Source organism: Paenibacillus sp. strain BS8-2, assembly GCF_054483835.1.
In genome coordinates this window covers 5,139,397-5,157,569 of the sequence record NZ_CM137010.1, presented here as the reverse complement: position 1 = coordinate 5,157,569, position 18,173 = coordinate 5,139,397, and the positions used below count along the sequence as shown (strand labels likewise).

Here is an 18,173-nt window from a genome sequence, read left to right as displayed (position 1 = left end):
TACGCCCTTGCGCACGCCACTTTGGGTAAAGGAGGTGGAATTGCTCGTTCTTTCAGAATATGAGGCAATTGCTTCGCCATTTACGTTGAAGGTGGTGTAAGAAATGAGAAGGGTTATGAAAACGATTTCATTGTTAACCTGCACGACGCTGCTCGCCAGTCTGGCGTACCTCGCTCCATCCCCCGCATCGGTTTCCGCGGCATCCGTAGAAGTGAACGTAGCAAGAGGCATTACGGACATTAGCACGAACGGGATCGCCGCGCGGAACGGCAAGCGGCTGTCCGTCTTGACGGACGGCGACCGAACATCGTCGGAGTACGCGCTCATCGGGACGGACTCCGTTGCCAAGTACATCCAATTGAATCTCGGAGAACCCCACAGCGTGACGAAAGTGAACATTCTTAACGATTATAATCCGGAGGCGCCGCGTACCGGCAAGGATTTGATCGTGCAGCTGTCCAATGATCCAACGTTTGCGACCGGCGTCACGACCATTTACAACAACGACGCCGACAACAGCGCCGGTCTCGGCGCCGGTACCGACGCGGAATACGTAGAGCCTTCGACCGGAGCGGGATTAACCGTGACGCTCGGCAGTCCGACTACCGCGCAATACGTTCGTTATTGGGCCAACGGCCATACCCGGTCGGGAACAAGCGCCTACAACGCGACGAATACGCCGGTGGAAGTCGAAGTCTATGCTCAGATGCCAGGGCTGAACACGGCTCTTCCCGCGATTTCCTCGCTCTCCGCCCTCGACATCGGAGTGAATTCGGTCAAACTGTCCTGGGTCAGCCCGGGTCCGAGCGGCATCACGGGGTACGACATCCGGTACGCCGCCGTGCCGATTACGGAAGGCAACTGGAATAACGGCTCCGTCGTAACGCGGGTCGTCGGCGAACCATCCGTAGGGGCGGCCAGCGCGACTCAGCAGTTGGTTCTGCAAAACCTTCCGATCAATAAGAAGCTCTACTTCGCGATCAAGACGGTCAATGGTCGTATCGACGCTTCCGCGTTGTCGGGCCAGGCAGAAGCCACGCTTCTGACCTCGGTCAACGCCGCGTTGAACAAAACGGTGACGTCGAACGGCACCGCCAGCGGCGGAGCGTTGTCCTACGTAACGAACGGGAACCTGACGCGAGGCGATTATGCCTTAGTCTCGACAACCGACGGTCCCAAATACGTCCAAGTCGATTTGGCGGACAGCTACGACATCGTCGGCGTGAACATCCGGAGCGACTGGGGAGGCGACGCGACCTCGTATCGTTACGGGCATGATTACGTCGTTCAGCTCGCCGCGAACGCCGCGTTCACGACCGGCGTGACGACGATCTTCAATAACGATGCCGACAATACGCTCGGTCTCGGCGCGGGCAGCGACCCGCTGTACATCGAGCCGATCGACGGGGCCGGCTTGCACATTCCGCTGGCGACACCGACAACCGCGCGGTACGTCCGCTATTGGGCCAACGGACATACACGGGTCAACGGGACAACGAACGCGGTCAATACGCCGGTGGAGCTTCAAGTTTTCGCGAAGTCGAAGGACGTCACGGCGCCTTCGGCGGTGACGAACCTGACGGCGCCAAGCGTCGGCTGGAAGAGCGTCCAGCTGCAATGGACGGCGCCGGGCAACGACGGAACGACGGGCACCGCGTTCGAATACGACTTCCGTTTTTCCGCTTCGCCCATAACTTCCGGCAACTTTGACGCAGCAACGTCGATGGCCGGCGCGCCGGCGCCAGCTTTGGCGGGGACGACCCAGACTTTTGGCTTCGGCGGGCTGCAGCCGAATGCCACGTATTACTTCGCGATGAAGGCCAAGGACGAGGCGAACGTTTCAGCAATATCGAACGTCGTGACGGTCACGACGCCGGCTTCGGACAGCGTCGCGCCGGCGACGATCACGAACCTAACTGCCTCCCGCGCGAACAGCAAGAGCATTCAGCTGTCCTGGACGGCGCCAGGGGATGATCTCGCTGTAGGCAGAGCCGCCTCGTACGAGGTGCGCTACTCCACGTCTCCGATTACGGCGGCGAATTGGAGCTCGGCGTCGGAAGGGGTGGAGGAGCTGCTGCAGCTTGATCCCGGGACGACGATGAAGTACCCCGCGATCGAGCTGAACGCGAACACGACGTATTACTTCGCCGTAAAAACGAAGGATGCGGCGGGTAACGTATCCGCCATCTCCAACGTCGCAAGCGCCACGACGACGGCACCTTCGCCGGACGCGGTTACGGTGGGCTCCCTTTCCGCGCTCCAGAGCGCGATCAATGCGGCGCCGCAGTCGGGACGCGTCATCACGTTGGCTGCCGGCGTCTATAACGTGACGACTCAAATATCCATCAACGGAAAGGACAATGTGACGATCCAAGGAGCAACGTCCGATCCGGAGGATACGGTACTCAAAGGACCGGGCATGACGAGCTCGCTCGGGCAAATTTTCGACGTCAACGATTCCCATTACCTCACGATCAAAAACCTGCGGGTACAGGACACGAAATACCACGGTTTCAAGATCAACTTAGGCTCCAACTACTTCATGGCGGACAACATCGTGGCGTGGGATCACGGCGAAGGCGGCTTCAAGGTCACGGCTCAGCCTTGGACGGAAGGAGCTCCTTATTCGGACTACGGAGTCGTCAAGAACTCGAGGCTCGGCTACACGACGGCCGGCAATAACAACGCCGTCGAAGCGATCGACATCATTGCCGGGTTCCACTGGAAGGTTCAGAACAACACGTTCGAGAATACGTACAAGAGCGTCGGCAACGGGGTGGCGTACGCCGTGTTCGCAAAAGGCGGATCGCGCGGCACCGTGGTCGAGAACAATGAATTCCGCAACAATTTCACGGCGATCTCATTCGGCGGCGGCGGTACAGGAGCAAGCTTTTTCCGCCATGGCGACGGCACTTACGAGCATTACGACGGCATCATCCGGAACAACGTCATTATCAATACGACGGATGCCGCGATCTACATGAACAAGGCGACGAATTTCAAAGCGTACAACAATACCATATTCAACGTGGGCTCGGGAGTCGGCGCCATCGAATCCAGATACGCGCAGAGCCACGGCTTTATCTACAACAACCTCATGAACGGCATTATTAAAAACAGGGATTCCGGCACGAATACGGCCGCCAATAACATCACGAACGCGACGATCGACTTCATGGTCGATGCGGCAAGCGGCGACTATCGCCTGAACCCGATTAAGGCGACCGCGGCGTTAAACGCCGGCATGTCGCTGCCTGCCGAAGTGCCGACGGATTTCTACGGCAATGCCCGGCCGTACGGCTCCGGCTTCGACATCGGCGCGGTGGAGTTCCATCCGGACGAGACGACTCCTCCGGCGGATATCGCGAACTTAAGCGCGGTCGACGTCACGATGCGGACGGCAAAGCTGACTTGGACCGCTCCGGGCGACGACGGAACGACTGGAACGGCCTTCTCGTACGATCTCCGCTACAGCACGTCACCCATTACGGAAGCGAACTGGAACGCGGCCAAGCCGCTGCCGCACGAGCCGGTTCCCGCGGTGGCTGGCACGACGCAGACCTACACCTATTACGGCATTCCGGCGGGCGGAACGTATTACTTCGCGATCAAGACGACCGACGACATGAGCCAGGAGTCGGGCCTCTCGAACGTGCTTGCCGTGACGACGAACGGCACGAGCACAAAGGAATTTAACGCGACCGACGACACGTATATTTATGGAGGAAGCGTGTACGGCAATGCCGCGCAACTGCTCGTGAAGCAATATACGGGAGTAAATGAAAATCTGTACGCGTACTTGAAGTTCAATCTCGCGAACTTTACGCAGGCATCGTCCTGGAACGCGAAGCTGTATCTCAACATCAGGAGCACGCAGCTGCCTACGATTCCGGTTACCGTCTTCGGCGTGCTCGACGACAATTGGTCCGAAGCCACGGCAAAGAACACGGTGCAGCCTGACATCTCGAACGAGATCAATTTGGGCACGTTTATTGCAAACGCCGCTGGCGTCATCGCGGTGGACGTGACGGACTTCGTCAACAGCCAACTGGCCGGCGACAAAGTCGTCACGCTTCGTCTGGCCGATATCGCGAATACGAAATATACGGTAACGTTCGAAAGCTCGGAGAGCACCGTCAATCAGCCGTTCCTGTTGGTGGAGGACGGAACGGACGCGATGCCGCCTGCCGCGGTCTCGAACCTTGCCGCATCCAACCCGACGAACAAGTCGGTCGATCTGTCGTGGACGGCGACCGGCGACGACGGCATGGTCCGTCCGGCATCCGACTACGACATCCGTTATAGCACGTCGCCGATCACGGCCGCGAATTGGAGCGGCGCGACCCAAGTGTCCGGCGAGCCTCTCCCCGCGGCGCCGGGGACGAGTCAAAGCTTCACGTTGTACGGTTTAAGCGTGAATACGACGTACCACTTCGCGATGAAGGTCGCGGACGACGCGGGCAACGTGTCCGCTTTGTCGAACGCGGCCACGCTGAAGACAGCTGCCGGCGTGAACGTGGCGCTTAACAAGACGGTCACGGCCAGCTCGTCCGACTTGTTCGGAGGTTCCCTCGGCGTCGTAACGGACGGCCAATCGGCCAGCTCTTCCGGCTACGCCGGCATACGCACGACGAGCGGACCTCAATACTACCAGGTTGATCTAGGCGCGGCGTATACGCTTAATCGACTGCGCATTGTAAACGATTGGGGCAGCTCCGCCTCCGTCTATCGCACGAACAAGGACGTCATCGTGCTGCTCTCGAACAATCCGACGTTCTCGTCGGGCGTGACGGTCGTCTACAACAACGACGCCAATAATTCCGTAGGGCTCGGAGCGGGAACGGATCCCGAGTTCCAAGAGCCGCCGGGAGGCGTCGGGACGTGGTTCGACCTTGGAACGCCGGTTAACACTAGATACGCGAGAGTTTGGGGGAACGGGCACGTTCGCGTGGATAGCTCGTCGCATGCCGTCAATACCCCGATCGAGTTCGAAGCCTACGCGGATCCCGGCGATAACACTCCGCCGGCGAACGTCGCGAATTTGACCAACGTGTCCATGACGTTCGACAGCATCGAGCTGTCCTGGACGGCGCCGGGAGACAACGGCACATCCGGGCAAGCGAAGAAGTATGAGCTGAGGTATTCGAATTCCCCGATTACGGAAGCCGCGTGGAATTCGGCCGTGCCTGTAGCCGGTCTCCCATTACCCAAAGCGGCAGGAGGGCTGGAGTCGATGGTCGTCGGCGGTTTGACGACGAACGCGACGTATTATTTTGCCTTAAAAACCGTGGATACGGCAAACAATATTTCCGGTTTGTCCAATGTCGTAACGGCGACGATCACAAATACGGATCTCGTACCTCCAGCGGCGATCGCCGATCTCGCGGTGCTGCGTACGGGACCCAAAAGCATCCGTCTAGGGTGGACGGCGCCGGGCGATGACGGAACGGCGGGTACGGCGAAGTCGTATGAAGTGCGTTACGCCACCTCTCCCATCACGGAATCGACTTGGAGCACGGCGACGGAAGCGATCGACGAGCTGCGGCAGCTGACCGCCGGAACCGCCATGTCTTATCAGGCCAACGAGCTGGCGCCGAATACGACGTATTACTTGGCTGTCCGCACAACAGACGATGTCGGCAACGTTTCTCTGGTCTCGAACGTCGCGGTCGCGACGACCGCATACGCGACTCCGGACAGCGTAACGGTCGACTCGCTCGCCGATCTTCAGGAGGCGATCGACACGGCTCCGGCGTCCGGACGCATTATTACGCTGGCGGCCGGGAACTATTCGCAATCGGCCTCCATCGCGGTTACGGGGAAAGACCACATCACGATCCAAGGGTCCACCGCGAATTACGGCGATACCGTCTTGACCGGACCCGGCATCACGAGCGGGCTGGATATTTCCATTCGGGTCAACGATTCCAACTACTTCACGATTCGCGATCTGACGATCAAAGATTTTAACTACCACGCCGTACAGGTGAATTCCGGTTCCTACTACTTCCATGCCGACAACTTCCGCGGTTGGGACCTCGGCGAAGGCGCGTTCAAAGTAACCGCCAACGTGCATACGAGCGGGGCGATGTATACCGACTACGGCCTCATCGAGAATTCCTTCCTGGGCTACACAGACGGCGGCAAGCGGGGAGCCGTCGAAGCGGTCGACATTATCGCCGCAAGAGGCTGGGTCGTGAGAGGCAACACGGTTCATAACGCGTATTATCCGACCTCCGGTTCGGTTGCCTACGCGTTGTTCGCGAAGGGCGGCTCGATCGACACGGTCTTCGAGAACAACGTCATCAAGGGCAGCGACATCGCGATCTCGTTCGGAGGCGGTCTCACCGCGGCTCAGTACTTTAGGGGCGGCGTTCAGGACTTCGAGCATTACGGCGGCATCATTCGCAACAACGTGATCCACAACACCGACGACGCCGGCATTTATTTGTCCAAATCGACGGACTTCAAGGTGCTGAACAATACGCTGATCAACATCGCTCCGGGCGTTAGCGTCGGAGGCATTGAATCCCGCTTTGCCGGAAGCAACGGGGAGATTCGAAACAATATAGCGGACAAAGCGCTCAAAAAACGGGACAGCGGCAACTACGTCGAGTCCAACAACATCGTCACGGCGACTTCGTCATGGTATGTCAATCCGAATGCGGGCGACTACGCGCTGAACACGGTCACCGCGGCCAGTGCCATCGATACCGGCCTATCCTTGCCGGCGCTCGTGCCGATAGACCGGCGCGGCATTGCGCGTCCGATCGGCGCGGGCTACGATCTTGGGGCCACGGAGTCCGGTTCTCCTCCTGCCGACGCGACGGCGCCGCAAGCGCCGACCGGCCTGACCTCGGCCGGTAAGACGGCGACGACGGTCTCCTTGTATTGGACGCCTTCGACGGATAACGTCGGAGTCGTCGGCTATGACATCTATGCCGGCGGGACGAAGCTGAACGCGCGGCCGGTTGCTGGCGCAAGCTATGCCGCCTACAACCTAGTTCCCGCCACGTCTTATTCGTTCACGGTCAAGGCAAGAGATCTTGCGGGCAACGAATCCGCGGCAAGCAGCGCCTTATCCGTCACGACGGACGCGGTGCCGGATCTCATTCCGCCAAGCGCTCCGACGCTTTCGGGCACGGGCTTCACGGCTTCCACCGTATCGCTGAGCTGGACGGCGGCGACCGACAACGTTGCCGTTGCCGGTTACGACGTATACGTCGGATCGTCGAAGGTTAACGTTAGCCTGATCGAAGGCACGTCGTATACGGTAATGGACCTTGCGGCTTCGACGCTTTACGCCTTCACGGTGAAAGCCGTCGATGCGTCGTCGAACGAATCGGATGCCAGCAACGCCGTCTCGGTGACGACGGCGAGCGCTGTCCCGGCAGACACGACGGCGCCTAGCGTGCCAGCCGGCTTCCAAGCCGCATCGCGCACCGATACGGCGATCACGCTAAGCTGGACCGCCTCGACGGACAACGTTGCCGTCGCGGGTTACGACATCTATATCGGCGGGACGAAGGTCAATGGCTCACTCGTGGCCGGGACGACGTATGTCGCGAGCAGCCTTACCCCGAATACGGCGTATTCGATTACGATCAAAGCGGTAGACACGTCCAGCAACGAATCCGCTTCAAGCGCCGCGATCAGCGTAAGAACGCTCGAGACGCCTCCTGCCGGCGCGCTGGCGCGGACCGGCTGGACGGGATCGGGTTCGAACAATGCATATACGCTGAACCCGCTGGACGGGAACGGTGGCACACGTTGGTATGCTACAAGCCATTCGCCTTCTTCCTACTATCAGGTGGATATGAAGGCGGCGTATACGGTCGAAGGACTCTACTTCCATAAGGGAACGTTCCCGGATAATTTCGGCGTCGACTATACCATCGAAACGTCGACCGACAGCACGACATGGAGCGTAGCCGGCACGGCCGATGGTACGGGAATCGGCTCCGTCACGGCTAGCTTCACGCCGGTATCCGCCAGGTACGTGCGAATTACGCCGACCGGCTCGCAATCCGGCTGGTGGAGCATCGCTGAATTTTACGTCATAGGGCAATAAAGAGAGGAGAAGCCGCCGCTGCGATTGCAACGGCGGCTTTTTTTTCAACTAATATTTATGTAACGATAGGGAAAACGAGGGGATGAATTTGCGTAACTGCAAACAATCGAAGTCGAGCTGAAACAGTCGCCTGGCCCATAACGGATGAAGATAATAGTTTCCTAGTAAAAGTCAGCATTGCCCCGTATATCGGGGAAGCCGTTCGCTATACCATGGTAGATAGCAGCGAATGACGAAATAGGCACGGGAGGCGGTAAGAAGAAGATGACGTTGTTACAAACGCGGTATATCAAGCTCGACCAACAATGGAAGCTGCACGGCTTCGAAGCCAAGGAGCAAATCCCGGACGACATTCACTTGCCCGGCTTCAGCGAAGGTGAATGGCTGGATATCAAGGTGCCGGGAGACGTTCATTCCACGCTTCTTGCGCACGGAGTCATCGAGGATCCGTATTACTCGACGAACGACCAGGCATGCAGATGGATCGAGCGGAAAATATGGGTATACCGGATGGAATTCGATCTGCAAGAAGAGGTGGGAGACGCCGCAGTCGTGCTGAAATTCGACGGTCTCGATACGCTGGCGGAGGTATTCGTGAACGGAGAATCCGTCGCGGTCTCCGACAATATGTTCGTGCCCGTCCAAGCCGATATGACTGGGAAGCTGAAGAAGCGAGGCAATGTCGCGGTCGTCCGCTTCGATTCCGCCGTGGCGTACGCCGCGGAGCAAGACGTCTCCCGCTTCTGGTCGAAAGTCAATTACGAACGCATCTGGCTTCGCAAATGCGCGTGCCATTTCTCATGGGATTGGGGTCCGCGGGTCGTGACGGCCGGCATATGGCGAGACGCCTGGCTGCAGATCGTCGGAAAGGCACGTATCGATCACCTGTTCATGAAAACGCTGTCGCTGGGGCCGGACGGCGCAGAGGTAGAGGTGGAGATCGAGATCTCCGAATTCGGGGAGGAACGTCCGCTTTCGGCCGAAATCAGCTTGAAAGGCAAGTCCCGGACGGTGCGGCATGAAACGCGGATTGAAGAAGGACGCGCGGCCATCCGCTTCACGGTTCGAGATCCCGAGCTCTGGTGGACCTTCGACCATGGCGATCCGTTCCTGTACGAGCTGACGGTCAGGCTGAAAGCGGATGACGAGCTGCTCGATACGAAGGTCGAGGAGGTCGGCATTCGGACTATCGAGGTCATCCGGCAGACGGAGAGCGGAAGTCCGAGGTTTACCTTCCGGTTGAATGGCAGGGACATCTACGCGAAAGGCGCGAACTGGATACCCGCCCATCATTCCGTAGGGGCCATTACCGACGAGCGATATGCCGATCTGATTAGTCTCTCTAGGGAAGCGAACATGAATATGCTTCGTATCTGGGGCGGCGGCATTTACGAGAATGCAGCGTTTTACAACGAGTGCTCCCGGCAGGGGCTGCTCGTTTGGCAGGATTTTATGTTTTCGTGCAGCGAGCTTCCGGATTACGATCCCGTGTTTATGGCCAACGTGCGGAAGGAAATTATCGTGAATACGAAGGCGCTCCGCAATTACCCATGCATCGCGATATGGGCGGGCAACAACGAGAGCCAGGCGATTCATAGCGAGAAAATGTATGGCCGAAGCGATTACCGCTTTTACGGCGAAAAGATATTCCATGAGTTGATTCCCGAACTGCTTCGTGAATTGGACCCGACCCGCTTGTACTGGCCGAGCTCCCCTTGGGGCGGCAACGATCCCAACAGCTTCACCGAGGGAGATACGCACAACTGGGCGGTATGGGCCGGCGACGTGTATCCCCGCAGGTACGGGGAGCAGCCCAAGATGGACGTATCGCCTTACGGCATTTCGTACCGCAGGTACGCGGATGATACGTCGAAATTCAGCAGCGAATTCGGCATTCACGGAAGCACGGTGAAGGAAACGCTGCTCCGCAATATCCCTAAGTCCGAGCTCTATTACGGCAGCTTCGAGCTGGATTACCGGAACAAGGATTACGAACCGGAAAAAGCCGACATCACGATGGCGGGATACTCCGGGCTGCCCCGCGATCTGGACCAATACATCGATTTCTCGATGCTGTGCCAGGCGGAGGGTCTGAAATTCGGCGTGGAGCATTTCCGCAGAAGAAAGCCGGAGAACAGCGGGGCGCTGATCTGGCAGCTGAACGACATTTGGCCCGGCATCAGTTGGAGCTTGATCGATTATTATTTGTTCCCGAAAGCGTCGTACTACTACGCCCGCCGGTTCTATCATCCCATTCTGTTATCCTTCAAAGAAGAGGGCGGAGCGATCTCGGTATGGGTCACGAACGACAGCATGGAGCGTTACGAGGATACCCTGACCGTCAGCGTGCGGAATTGTTTCGGCAACGGAACCTTCGAACGCGCGTATTCCGTCGTCGTGGAGCCGAACTCTTCTATGCGGGTCACCGAATTCAGTCCGGCCGAGGTGGAGTGGCGGCTTGGCGTAATCGATAGGAGAAGCCATTTCATGGCGGTGCGGAGCGAACGCGCGGATGTGCACGACAATCATTTCTTCTTTGCGGAGCACAAGGATCTGCGGTTCAGTCCTTGCCGTCTGAAGACCGAACACGAAGTCCGTGCCGACTCCATCGAAATCACGTTGACTACCGATTGCTTCGCCCGGTTCGTGAAGCTGGAATGTCCCGTCGATCATACGATGTTCTCCGACAACTACTTCAATATCCTGCCGGGGGAGAGCAAAAAGATCGTCGTGAACAACCGGAAGGGCACGAAAGTAACCATGGACGACATCGTCATCCGCGCATTGAACGGAAGCAAGAACGATTAGATTCGGGCGGCGCATGCCGCCGAACAGGCAAAGGAGGGAAGGCCGGTGGGCACCATTCGCACCGACACGCACGAACGGCTGGCGGAGAAGCTTCTGCGGCCCGACGTCATCTCCGGTTCCGAAATGCTGATGCGCAGCCTTCTCCTGGAGAACGTAGAATGCGTATTCGGCTATCCCGGCGGGGCCGTCCTGTATATCTATGACGCGATCCGGGATTACGACGACCGGTTTAGGCATATGCTCGCACGGCACGAGCAAGGGGCGATTCACGCCGCGGACGGCTATGCCAGGGCATCCGGCAAAACGGGGGTCTGCATCGCCACTTCCGGGCCGGGAGCAACTAATTTGATTACCGGGATCGCCGTCGCGCATAGGGATCATATCCCTCTGGTCGTCATTACGGGAAACGTTCCGTTCAGCCTTAAAGGAACGGATGCGTTCCAGGAGGCGGACATCATCGGCATGACGCTTTCCATTACCAAGCACAGCTATTACGTCTCCAACGCCGCGGATATTCCGGACACCGTTCGGAAAGCGTTCCGGATCGCGGCGAGCGGAGTGCCGGGTCCGGTGCTTGTCGATATTCCGAAAGACATTTCCGCGCAAAAAAAAGCTTTTCGTTATCGGAAGACCCATGACGATACGCCTCGATACGGCGCCGAGCTCACGGAGTCCGAGTCCGTTCAAGCGGAGCCCCCGGAAAGCGAACCGGAAAGCGACCCGGAAACAATCGCCGAAGGAGGCGAACGCGGCATCGGCGAGCAGGTCGAGTCCGTCTTGAGGCTCATCCGCGACACCTTGCCCGAAGACGGCATCGTGACGGTCGACGAAATAAGGTTTCACGCGATGCTCGCCAAGGACGTATGGCCGGCTCGCACTCTGATTTGTCCCATCGGGATGGAGGCGCCGGGTTATAGCCTGCCGGCAGCCATCGGAGCGGGGCTCGCCTATCCGGAACGAACGGTCGTCTCGATCAACGGAGAATTCGGACTGCAGAAAAACGCGCAGGAAATGGCGGTATGCGCGATTAACGGCATTCCGCTCCGAATCGTCGTTTTCTCGGAAGCGAAGTCTTCCGGAGGAGCCAGTCCCGATTTCGTCAAGCTGGCGGAAGCGTTCGGGATCAAAGGTCTTCGGGCGGAACGGGCGGAAGAAGCGGAAGAGGCATGGGCGAAGGCCATGAAAGAAAAAGGACCCGTTCTCGTGGAATTCGCGCTTGAACGATCTGACACATTAGAGCGATAAGGAGACAGGACATGAAAAACAGTTACTTATTACCGGATATGATCCGTATTTGTCCACAGACCGGCGACGTGCTGGAGCAGCATGCCCGCATCAGGTCCCTAGCCGACTTGTCGGAGGCTTCGGCAAGCCTGGTTTCGCCGCGCAATGCTTATGTATCCTTCCAAATTGCCTTGCGGCTGGACGGCGCGCCGGACTCCTCGTTCAGCGTCCGGGCGGATGCCTTGAGCGGCGAGCGCGGCGCGATCCCCGGCGAGGAATTTACCTTCTACGCGGAGTGGTATCATCGCGTGCAGGGCAAATATTATCCCGATGCGTTGGTGCCGCTCGCGATCGAAGAGCCGGAGGCGCGCACGCTCGCATCCATTACGCAGCGGAACGCGGTGCCTGACCAAGCATTCGCGGTGCTGTGGGTCGATCTGTTCATCCCTTCGGACGTTCACGCAGGGGAATATACCGGCGCGATCCATGTAACGGCCGGCGACGCTACCGATACGCACGTTCTTCGGGTGAAAGCTCTCGAAACCTTGGTGCCCGACGAATCGCTCATCATCGCGGATTTGAACAGCTATGCCGACAATATTTCGCGAAGAATGGCCAGTCTGCGCGCCAACGAGAACCGGTACGAGGACGGCACCTACAATCGGGTGGAAAGCCAGTTTTACCGCATGGCGCACGAACATCGGGCATTGCTTCATTATTTGCCTTACGAACATTCCGGCAAGATTCCTCCCGCATATATTCCCGAGCTGGAAGGCAAAGGAAAGGAGATGCGCGTGAAGGACTGGTCGAGGTTCGACGAGCACTTCGGTCCTTATCTCGACGGCTCCGCGTTCAAAGAGACGAAGCGGGGCGCGATCCCGCTGCCCTACATGTATTTGCCGTTTAATTTCCATTGGCCCGCCGACTATGCCAAGTTCGGGATGAAAGGCTACCGTACGGAGTTCTCGTCCATCATGGAGGAATTCTACCGCCACTTTACGGAAAAAGGCTGGCTGAGCACCAAATTCGAGCTTTTCCTGAACCATAAAAAACGTTACAAGCTGTTCCCTTACGACGGCGACGAAACCCGCTTCTTGTGGGACGAGAAAGTCAACGACATCTTCTACGAGTTGTCCAAGGAAGTGTTCGAGAAGGAAGAGGGAGCGCAATTCGTGTTCCGAACCGACTCCAGCTGGAGCTACGGCCTGCACTTCGAGAAATATGCGGAAATCATCAAGCTGTGGGTCGTCAACGAGCAGATTTTCTCTTGGTTTCCCGAGGGCCTCGGTCCGATTCGCGACGCGGGCAGTGAGGTGTGGACTTACGGCACCGCGCAGCCGATCGGCCAGACGCTGCTCGGCACGGCAATCGCCCCTCTCTCCGCGGTCGCGAGGGGAGTGGACGGTTTTGTCTATTGGGAGAATACGAAGTGGGGCGACAACTGGCACGAAACGCCGGATTCGGAAGGCAGCACGACGGTATTTTACCCCGGCGACCAGCTATTCGGCATGGAAGGACCGATTCCTTCGATCAGGCTGAAGACCCTTCGCGGCGCCATGCAAGTGGTAGACTGCATGGAACAGTGGATTCGGGAGCAGCCGGAGAACGGTCGGGAGACAATGAGGATGCATATAAGCGAATCGCTCGGCGTCGACAACGACGCTTGGTGGCCGGGCAGGCCAGCCTTCGCAACGGACCTGCCTCCTTACAAATGGGAGAACGCCATGTTCAGCGAAGCCCCGAAGGCGACTCTGCACAAAGGGCAAGATCCCGAGGTATTCAGCGCGTTAAAACTAAAGCTATGGAACTTACTGGGATAGGGGGCTGAAGCAGAGATGGAACGAATGTCTTATTCGCTGATGGAAATCGCGAGAATCGGAGCGTTGTTCATCCCCGGCGACATGCTGGAGTACGTCATGCCGGAAGAAAGACGGGAATATCCGCTTATCGTTGGAGAAACATATAGCGAATTCGCCGTTGGGGACGAAGTCGACTTCGTGGAAGAAAACTTCAATGGGCTCAAACGAATGCTGTTGTTGACGGAGAGGATCGATCCCGCGCGGAAAACGTACGCATCCTTATGGATCCGCCGTCCCGAGAACCCGTCGCGGGGAGAAGTGATGGTGGCCGGAGGGGCGCTGCCGGCGGAAGGTTACGTGATTCAGCCGCTGTGGCCGGAAATCCTGCGCGCCTTCGAGGGTCATCCGACGCATTGGGAACGCAACGCAGGAGAAACGGTTTATTATCCCATCCGCAATTCGGACGAGGAAATCGTCGGCGTTCTGGAATTGACCGCCAATATTACCCCTACTTTTATCTGAGGTTGTCCTTGTACGCCAAGGCGCCGCAACCAGTGTTCGGCCGGGAACGTCCCGGACCGAATTCCGGTGCGGCGCTTTTGCGTTTTCGGCAGGTGCAGCTCTTCTTCGTGGCGAATGTTAATAAAAAGTTAATTTTGCCATTCATTTTTTATTTTTACCCCATAGACGGGACGGGTCTACAATGCGCGATAATAAATATAAGGTATGGGGTCCGACTGCCTTGTAACCGTGCGAATACGCGAATGGAGGATGGTCGAATGGTGAGGGTACTGGTCGTGGACGACGAAAAGGAAATTCGCAAAGGACTTGTCACCCAACTTCCTTGGAAGGAATGGGGAGTCGACGAAGTGGTGGATGCCGATGACGGAGATACCGCGCTCGAGCTCGCGAAGCGCTATCCTCCCGATCTCATCTTGACCGATATCCGGATGCCGCGCATGAGCGGTCTTCAGTTTATCGAAGAATTGATGCGCATTCAGTATACGGGCGGCTTAATCGTGATCAGCGGGTACGATGAATTCCACTATGCCCGGGAAGCGATGAAGATGGGTGTATCGGATTACTTGTTGAAGCCGATCAGCAAGACCGAGTTGGCGGACGCCGTGGCCGTCTCGCTCTTGCGCTTGCGGGAGCAAAACGAGGATGAGCGGAGTCGGAGCCTCTTGGAGGAAAGCTACTTGCAGGCGATTCCCCGGCTTAGGGAAGAGCTCCTGCGGGAATTGACGGAGCAGCCGTTCCGCGAAAGCCATTCGCACCGTATCGAACAGAAGCTGCGACAGTTGAATCTGGAGTGGATGTCGGATGTTCCGCTTAGCCTCGTCATATTCAGAGTCGATAGCTTGAAAGCGTTATCCAAGGATTCGCCGCACGAAACAGAAGAGCTGCTCCTTGGCATGGGGAGATTGCTAGAGGAGTTGTTCGCGGTACGCCTGACCTATGGGCACGTGCTGTTCCGTTCCAGAAACGATGACTGGATCTTGGTGCTCGGAGACGGCGACGACGACGAAAGCGCCGATAGCCTATCGGAATTGTCGGATGCGGCGTGCGAAGAGATAAAGGAGCGGCTGCGCATCCGGATCAACCGGGGATATGACATGCGCCAAGCGTCGGTGCCGCAGCTCTTCGAGCTGCACCGCAAAGCGACTGGCTATCTGGAGTATTACAAGGTGCACGGCTCGCTCAATGGCGACGAGGACTTGTCCGGCATCAACGATCGCGCCGAAAATCAGCTCGCGAACGCCAAGGATCTGGTGGAGCTGCTGAAATACGGAAGCCATCAAGACATTCGCGACGCCATGTCTTTTTTTCCGAGACTGGTCAAGACGTGGAACGTTCATCATCCCAAGGATCTTCAGCAGCGCATATTCGAATGGCTGCTCGAGATGTTCCGGACCGCGCAGAAGACGACGGGGTGGAAAGAACCGTCGTGGGAAAAAAATCCCATCGTTCTGTGGGAGCATCTTGAACATTTCGACACGCTGGAATCTTTATGGAAGGAAACGACTGATCAATTGCTGGCGGCCGCGGATAACATGAGAGTGCAATCCGGCTTCAGAAGCCAAATCGTTCACGAAGCGCAGCGCTTCATCCAGCGGCAATACCAAGACAATTTGACGCTCCAGACGGTCGCCGATCATGTGCATGTGACGCCCGTCTGGTTAAGCAAGCTCTTCAAGAAGGAAACCGAGATGAATTTCCTGGAGTATCTGACAGACGTCCGGATGACCAAAGCCGCGGAGCTGCTGGTCGACCTCAATCTCAAGATCTATCAGATCAGCTCTATGACCGGATACCAAGATCCCGTCCACTTCTCCAAATTGTTCAAGAAGAAATTCGGCTGCACGCCTCAAGAATATCGGAACAGCAGGGGCAGCCAGCATGAATAAGCTTCGACTGCGAATGGGCCGATTCTCGATTCGGCACCAGGTTATCATCCTGTTTTTTCTGGTCATCATGCTTCCGTTCATCTTTATCGGTTATTTCTCGTATTCCAGGTCCGTAGAGGCGATTCAGGACGTCAGCTCCGTCATTTCCAGCCAGATGATGGAGAGAAACGCCAAGAATCTGGATAATTATCTGGAGCTGGTCAGCGATTCGCAGAACGAAATCATGTATTCGTCCGACATGCAGAATTTGCTCGGCATTACGCCCGCAAGCACGCTTGAAGAGCTCGACATCGCAACAAGGCTCAATCAATATAATAGCCTGCTCAGCAGCAATTCGCATGATTTTTCCATTCGGATCTTCCCGATCGATCCAGGGCGTTATCCCACGTTCACCCACTCTATCTACCATAATATCGACGTGGAGATGGAAGAATGGTTCAGCAACGCGAAGGTCATGAAATCGCCGTTCTGGCAATTATTCCTGCCGGTCGACAACCAGACGCTGTACAAGGAGCCAATCCTGTCCCAGATCAAACAATTATACGGCTTGGGCGAAAGCCGGCCACTCGGCTACGTGTCGGCCGATATTAAGGTAAGCACGTTAAGCGATTATTTAGCGCCGTTAAGAAAGCTTGAACAGCAGCAGGTCATGCTGGTCGATAACAAGGACATCATCATGTATCACCAGGATCAAAGCCTGATCGGCACGAAAGTGGAATCCCAGAATCTCCGCGACTATCTGCGCAAAATGCCGAGCGAATCCAATCCCATCGACATTGATGGAGCCGAATACATGGTTTCGTATGCGCCGGTGGCCAATAACGACTGGAAGGTGGTCAGCCTGCTCCCGGTTTCCGTCCTGACCAAGCCCGTGGCGGGGATCGAACGCGTCAGCCTGTTGTTCCTGTTGTTCTACTCCGGGCTATCCCTCGTAACCGTGGGTTATTTGACCACCCGGTTCACCAACCCGATCCATCGGCTGGTACAGGCCATGCGAAGCGTCGAACGCGGCGAGTTTCTGGCCAGCGTGCCGCATGTCAGCCGCAGCGACGAGATCGGCTGGTTGTACTTGGGTTACAATAATTTGGTGAGAAGAATCGACGAGCTGGTCCAAAGCGCCGAGAAGGAAGCGAAAGACAAGAAAGAGCTGGAGTTCCAGGTTTTGACGCACCAGATCAACCCCCATTTCCTGTACAACACGCTCGAGGCCATCCGCTGGAAAGCGGAGAGCCGCCATGCCGACGACATTAGCGAAATGGTCCGTTCGCTCGGGAATCTGCTGCGGCTGAGTCTGAACGACGGCCGCGAGCTGTCGACGGTCGAACGGGAAATCGAGCACGTAAAGGCTTATGTCAATATTTTGTCGGCGCGACAGGATACATCGATTCGCGTCGTCTATATGATCGATGACGACATCATGCAGCTTCAGTGTCTGCGGCTGCTGTTCCAGCCTTTGGTGGAAAACGCGATCAAACACGGCACCCGGTTCACGGGAGCCGGGGATGAGGTGAAAATTGTAATCAAGGGCTCCAAGATTGATGATAGCTTGCATTTCGACATCATCGACAACGGCCCGGGCATTCCGGAGGAGGTTCGGCCTTCGCTGCTAGCCCCGGACCATGGGGATCCAAGCGAGAGAAAAGGCGTCGGCCTGCGCAACGTTCACGAACGGCTAAGCATCTATTTCGGAGAGCGATATGGGCTGCGAATACTGAACCGGGAAGGGGAGGGGACCGCGATCGAGCTGACGCATCCCATTCTCGGCCATGAACCGGCGCAGGCGGGTTAATAGGATAAAGCGGACCTTATGGGCACCTGAATTTGATTCAGGTGCTTTTTTCTGTGTTCTTGTTTAAGATTCAC

7 protein-coding genes and 1 pseudogene are annotated in these 18,173 nt (G+C 57.2%); all 8 read left to right on the top strand.

The window, feature by feature from the left end:
* Positions 1 to 103 precede the first annotated feature (103 nt).
* The 8 genes and pseudogenes from ACX1C1_RS22550 (at position 104) to ACX1C1_RS22515 (ending at position 18,099) form a co-directional block, all read left to right on the top strand.
* Complete coding sequence (locus ACX1C1_RS22550; protein WP_458954375.1) at positions 104 to 8,071, top strand: fibronectin type III domain-containing protein; 7,968 nt, start codon at positions 104 to 106, stop codon at positions 8,069 to 8,071.
* 264 nt (positions 8,072 to 8,335) lie between these two features.
* Complete coding sequence (locus tag ACX1C1_RS22545; protein WP_458954374.1) at positions 8,336 to 10,879, top strand: beta-mannosidase; 2,544 nt, start codon at positions 8,336 to 8,338, stop codon at positions 10,877 to 10,879.
* 123 nt (positions 10,880 to 11,002) lie between these two features.
* Positions 11,003 to 11,500 (top strand): annotated as a pseudogene (locus ACX1C1_RS22540) (thiamine pyrophosphate-binding protein); the annotation flags it as partial.
* 225 nt (positions 11,501 to 11,725) lie between these two features.
* A complete protein-coding gene (locus ACX1C1_RS22535) occupies positions 11,726 to 12,124 on the top strand; it encodes a thiamine pyrophosphate-dependent enzyme (protein ID WP_458957768.1) in 399 nt (132 codons plus the stop codon).
* 11 nt (positions 12,125 to 12,135) lie between these two features.
* A complete protein-coding gene (locus ACX1C1_RS22530; RefSeq protein ID WP_458954373.1) occupies positions 12,136 to 13,923 on the top strand; it encodes a hypothetical protein in 1,788 nt (595 codons plus the stop codon).
* Between the two features lie 15 nt (positions 13,924 to 13,938).
* Positions 13,939 to 14,424 (top strand): hypothetical protein, encoded by a 486-nt coding sequence (locus ACX1C1_RS22525; protein ID WP_458954372.1) that lies wholly within the window; start codon positions 13,939 to 13,941, stop codon positions 14,422 to 14,424.
* Positions 14,425 to 14,681: 257 nt separating this feature from the next.
* Positions 14,682 to 16,310 (top strand): response regulator, encoded by a 1,629-nt coding sequence (locus ACX1C1_RS22520; protein WP_458954371.1) that lies wholly within the window; start codon positions 14,682 to 14,684, stop codon positions 16,308 to 16,310.
* Positions 16,303 to 18,099, top strand: coding sequence for a cache domain-containing sensor histidine kinase (locus ACX1C1_RS22515; protein WP_458954370.1), 1,797 nt, complete (start codon positions 16,303 to 16,305; stop codon positions 18,097 to 18,099). The genes ACX1C1_RS22520 and ACX1C1_RS22515 overlap by 8 nt, the downstream gene beginning before the upstream one ends.
* The last annotated feature ends 74 nt before the right edge of the window (positions 18,100 to 18,173 follow it).

Bases quoted from the DNA above. Each gene is read 5' to 3' on its own strand.
- ACX1C1_RS22550 (WP_458954375.1), top strand. From the start codon at position 104: ATGAGAAGGGTTATGAAAACGATTTCATTGTTAACCTGCACGACGCTG.
- ACX1C1_RS22545 (WP_458954374.1), top strand. From the start codon at position 8,336: ATGACGTTGTTACAAACGCGGTATATCAAGCTCGACCAACAATGGAAG.
- ACX1C1_RS22535 (WP_458957768.1), top strand. From the start codon at position 11,726: ATGCTCGCCAAGGACGTATGGCCGGCTCGCACTCTGATTTGTCCCATC.
- ACX1C1_RS22530 (WP_458954373.1), top strand. From the start codon at position 12,136: ATGAAAAACAGTTACTTATTACCGGATATGATCCGTATTTGTCCACAG.
- ACX1C1_RS22525 (WP_458954372.1), top strand. From the start codon at position 13,939: ATGGAACGAATGTCTTATTCGCTGATGGAAATCGCGAGAATCGGAGCG.
- ACX1C1_RS22520 (WP_458954371.1), top strand. From the start codon at position 14,682: ATGGTGAGGGTACTGGTCGTGGACGACGAAAAGGAAATTCGCAAAGGA.
- ACX1C1_RS22515 (WP_458954370.1), top strand. From the start codon at position 16,303: ATGAATAAGCTTCGACTGCGAATGGGCCGATTCTCGATTCGGCACCAG.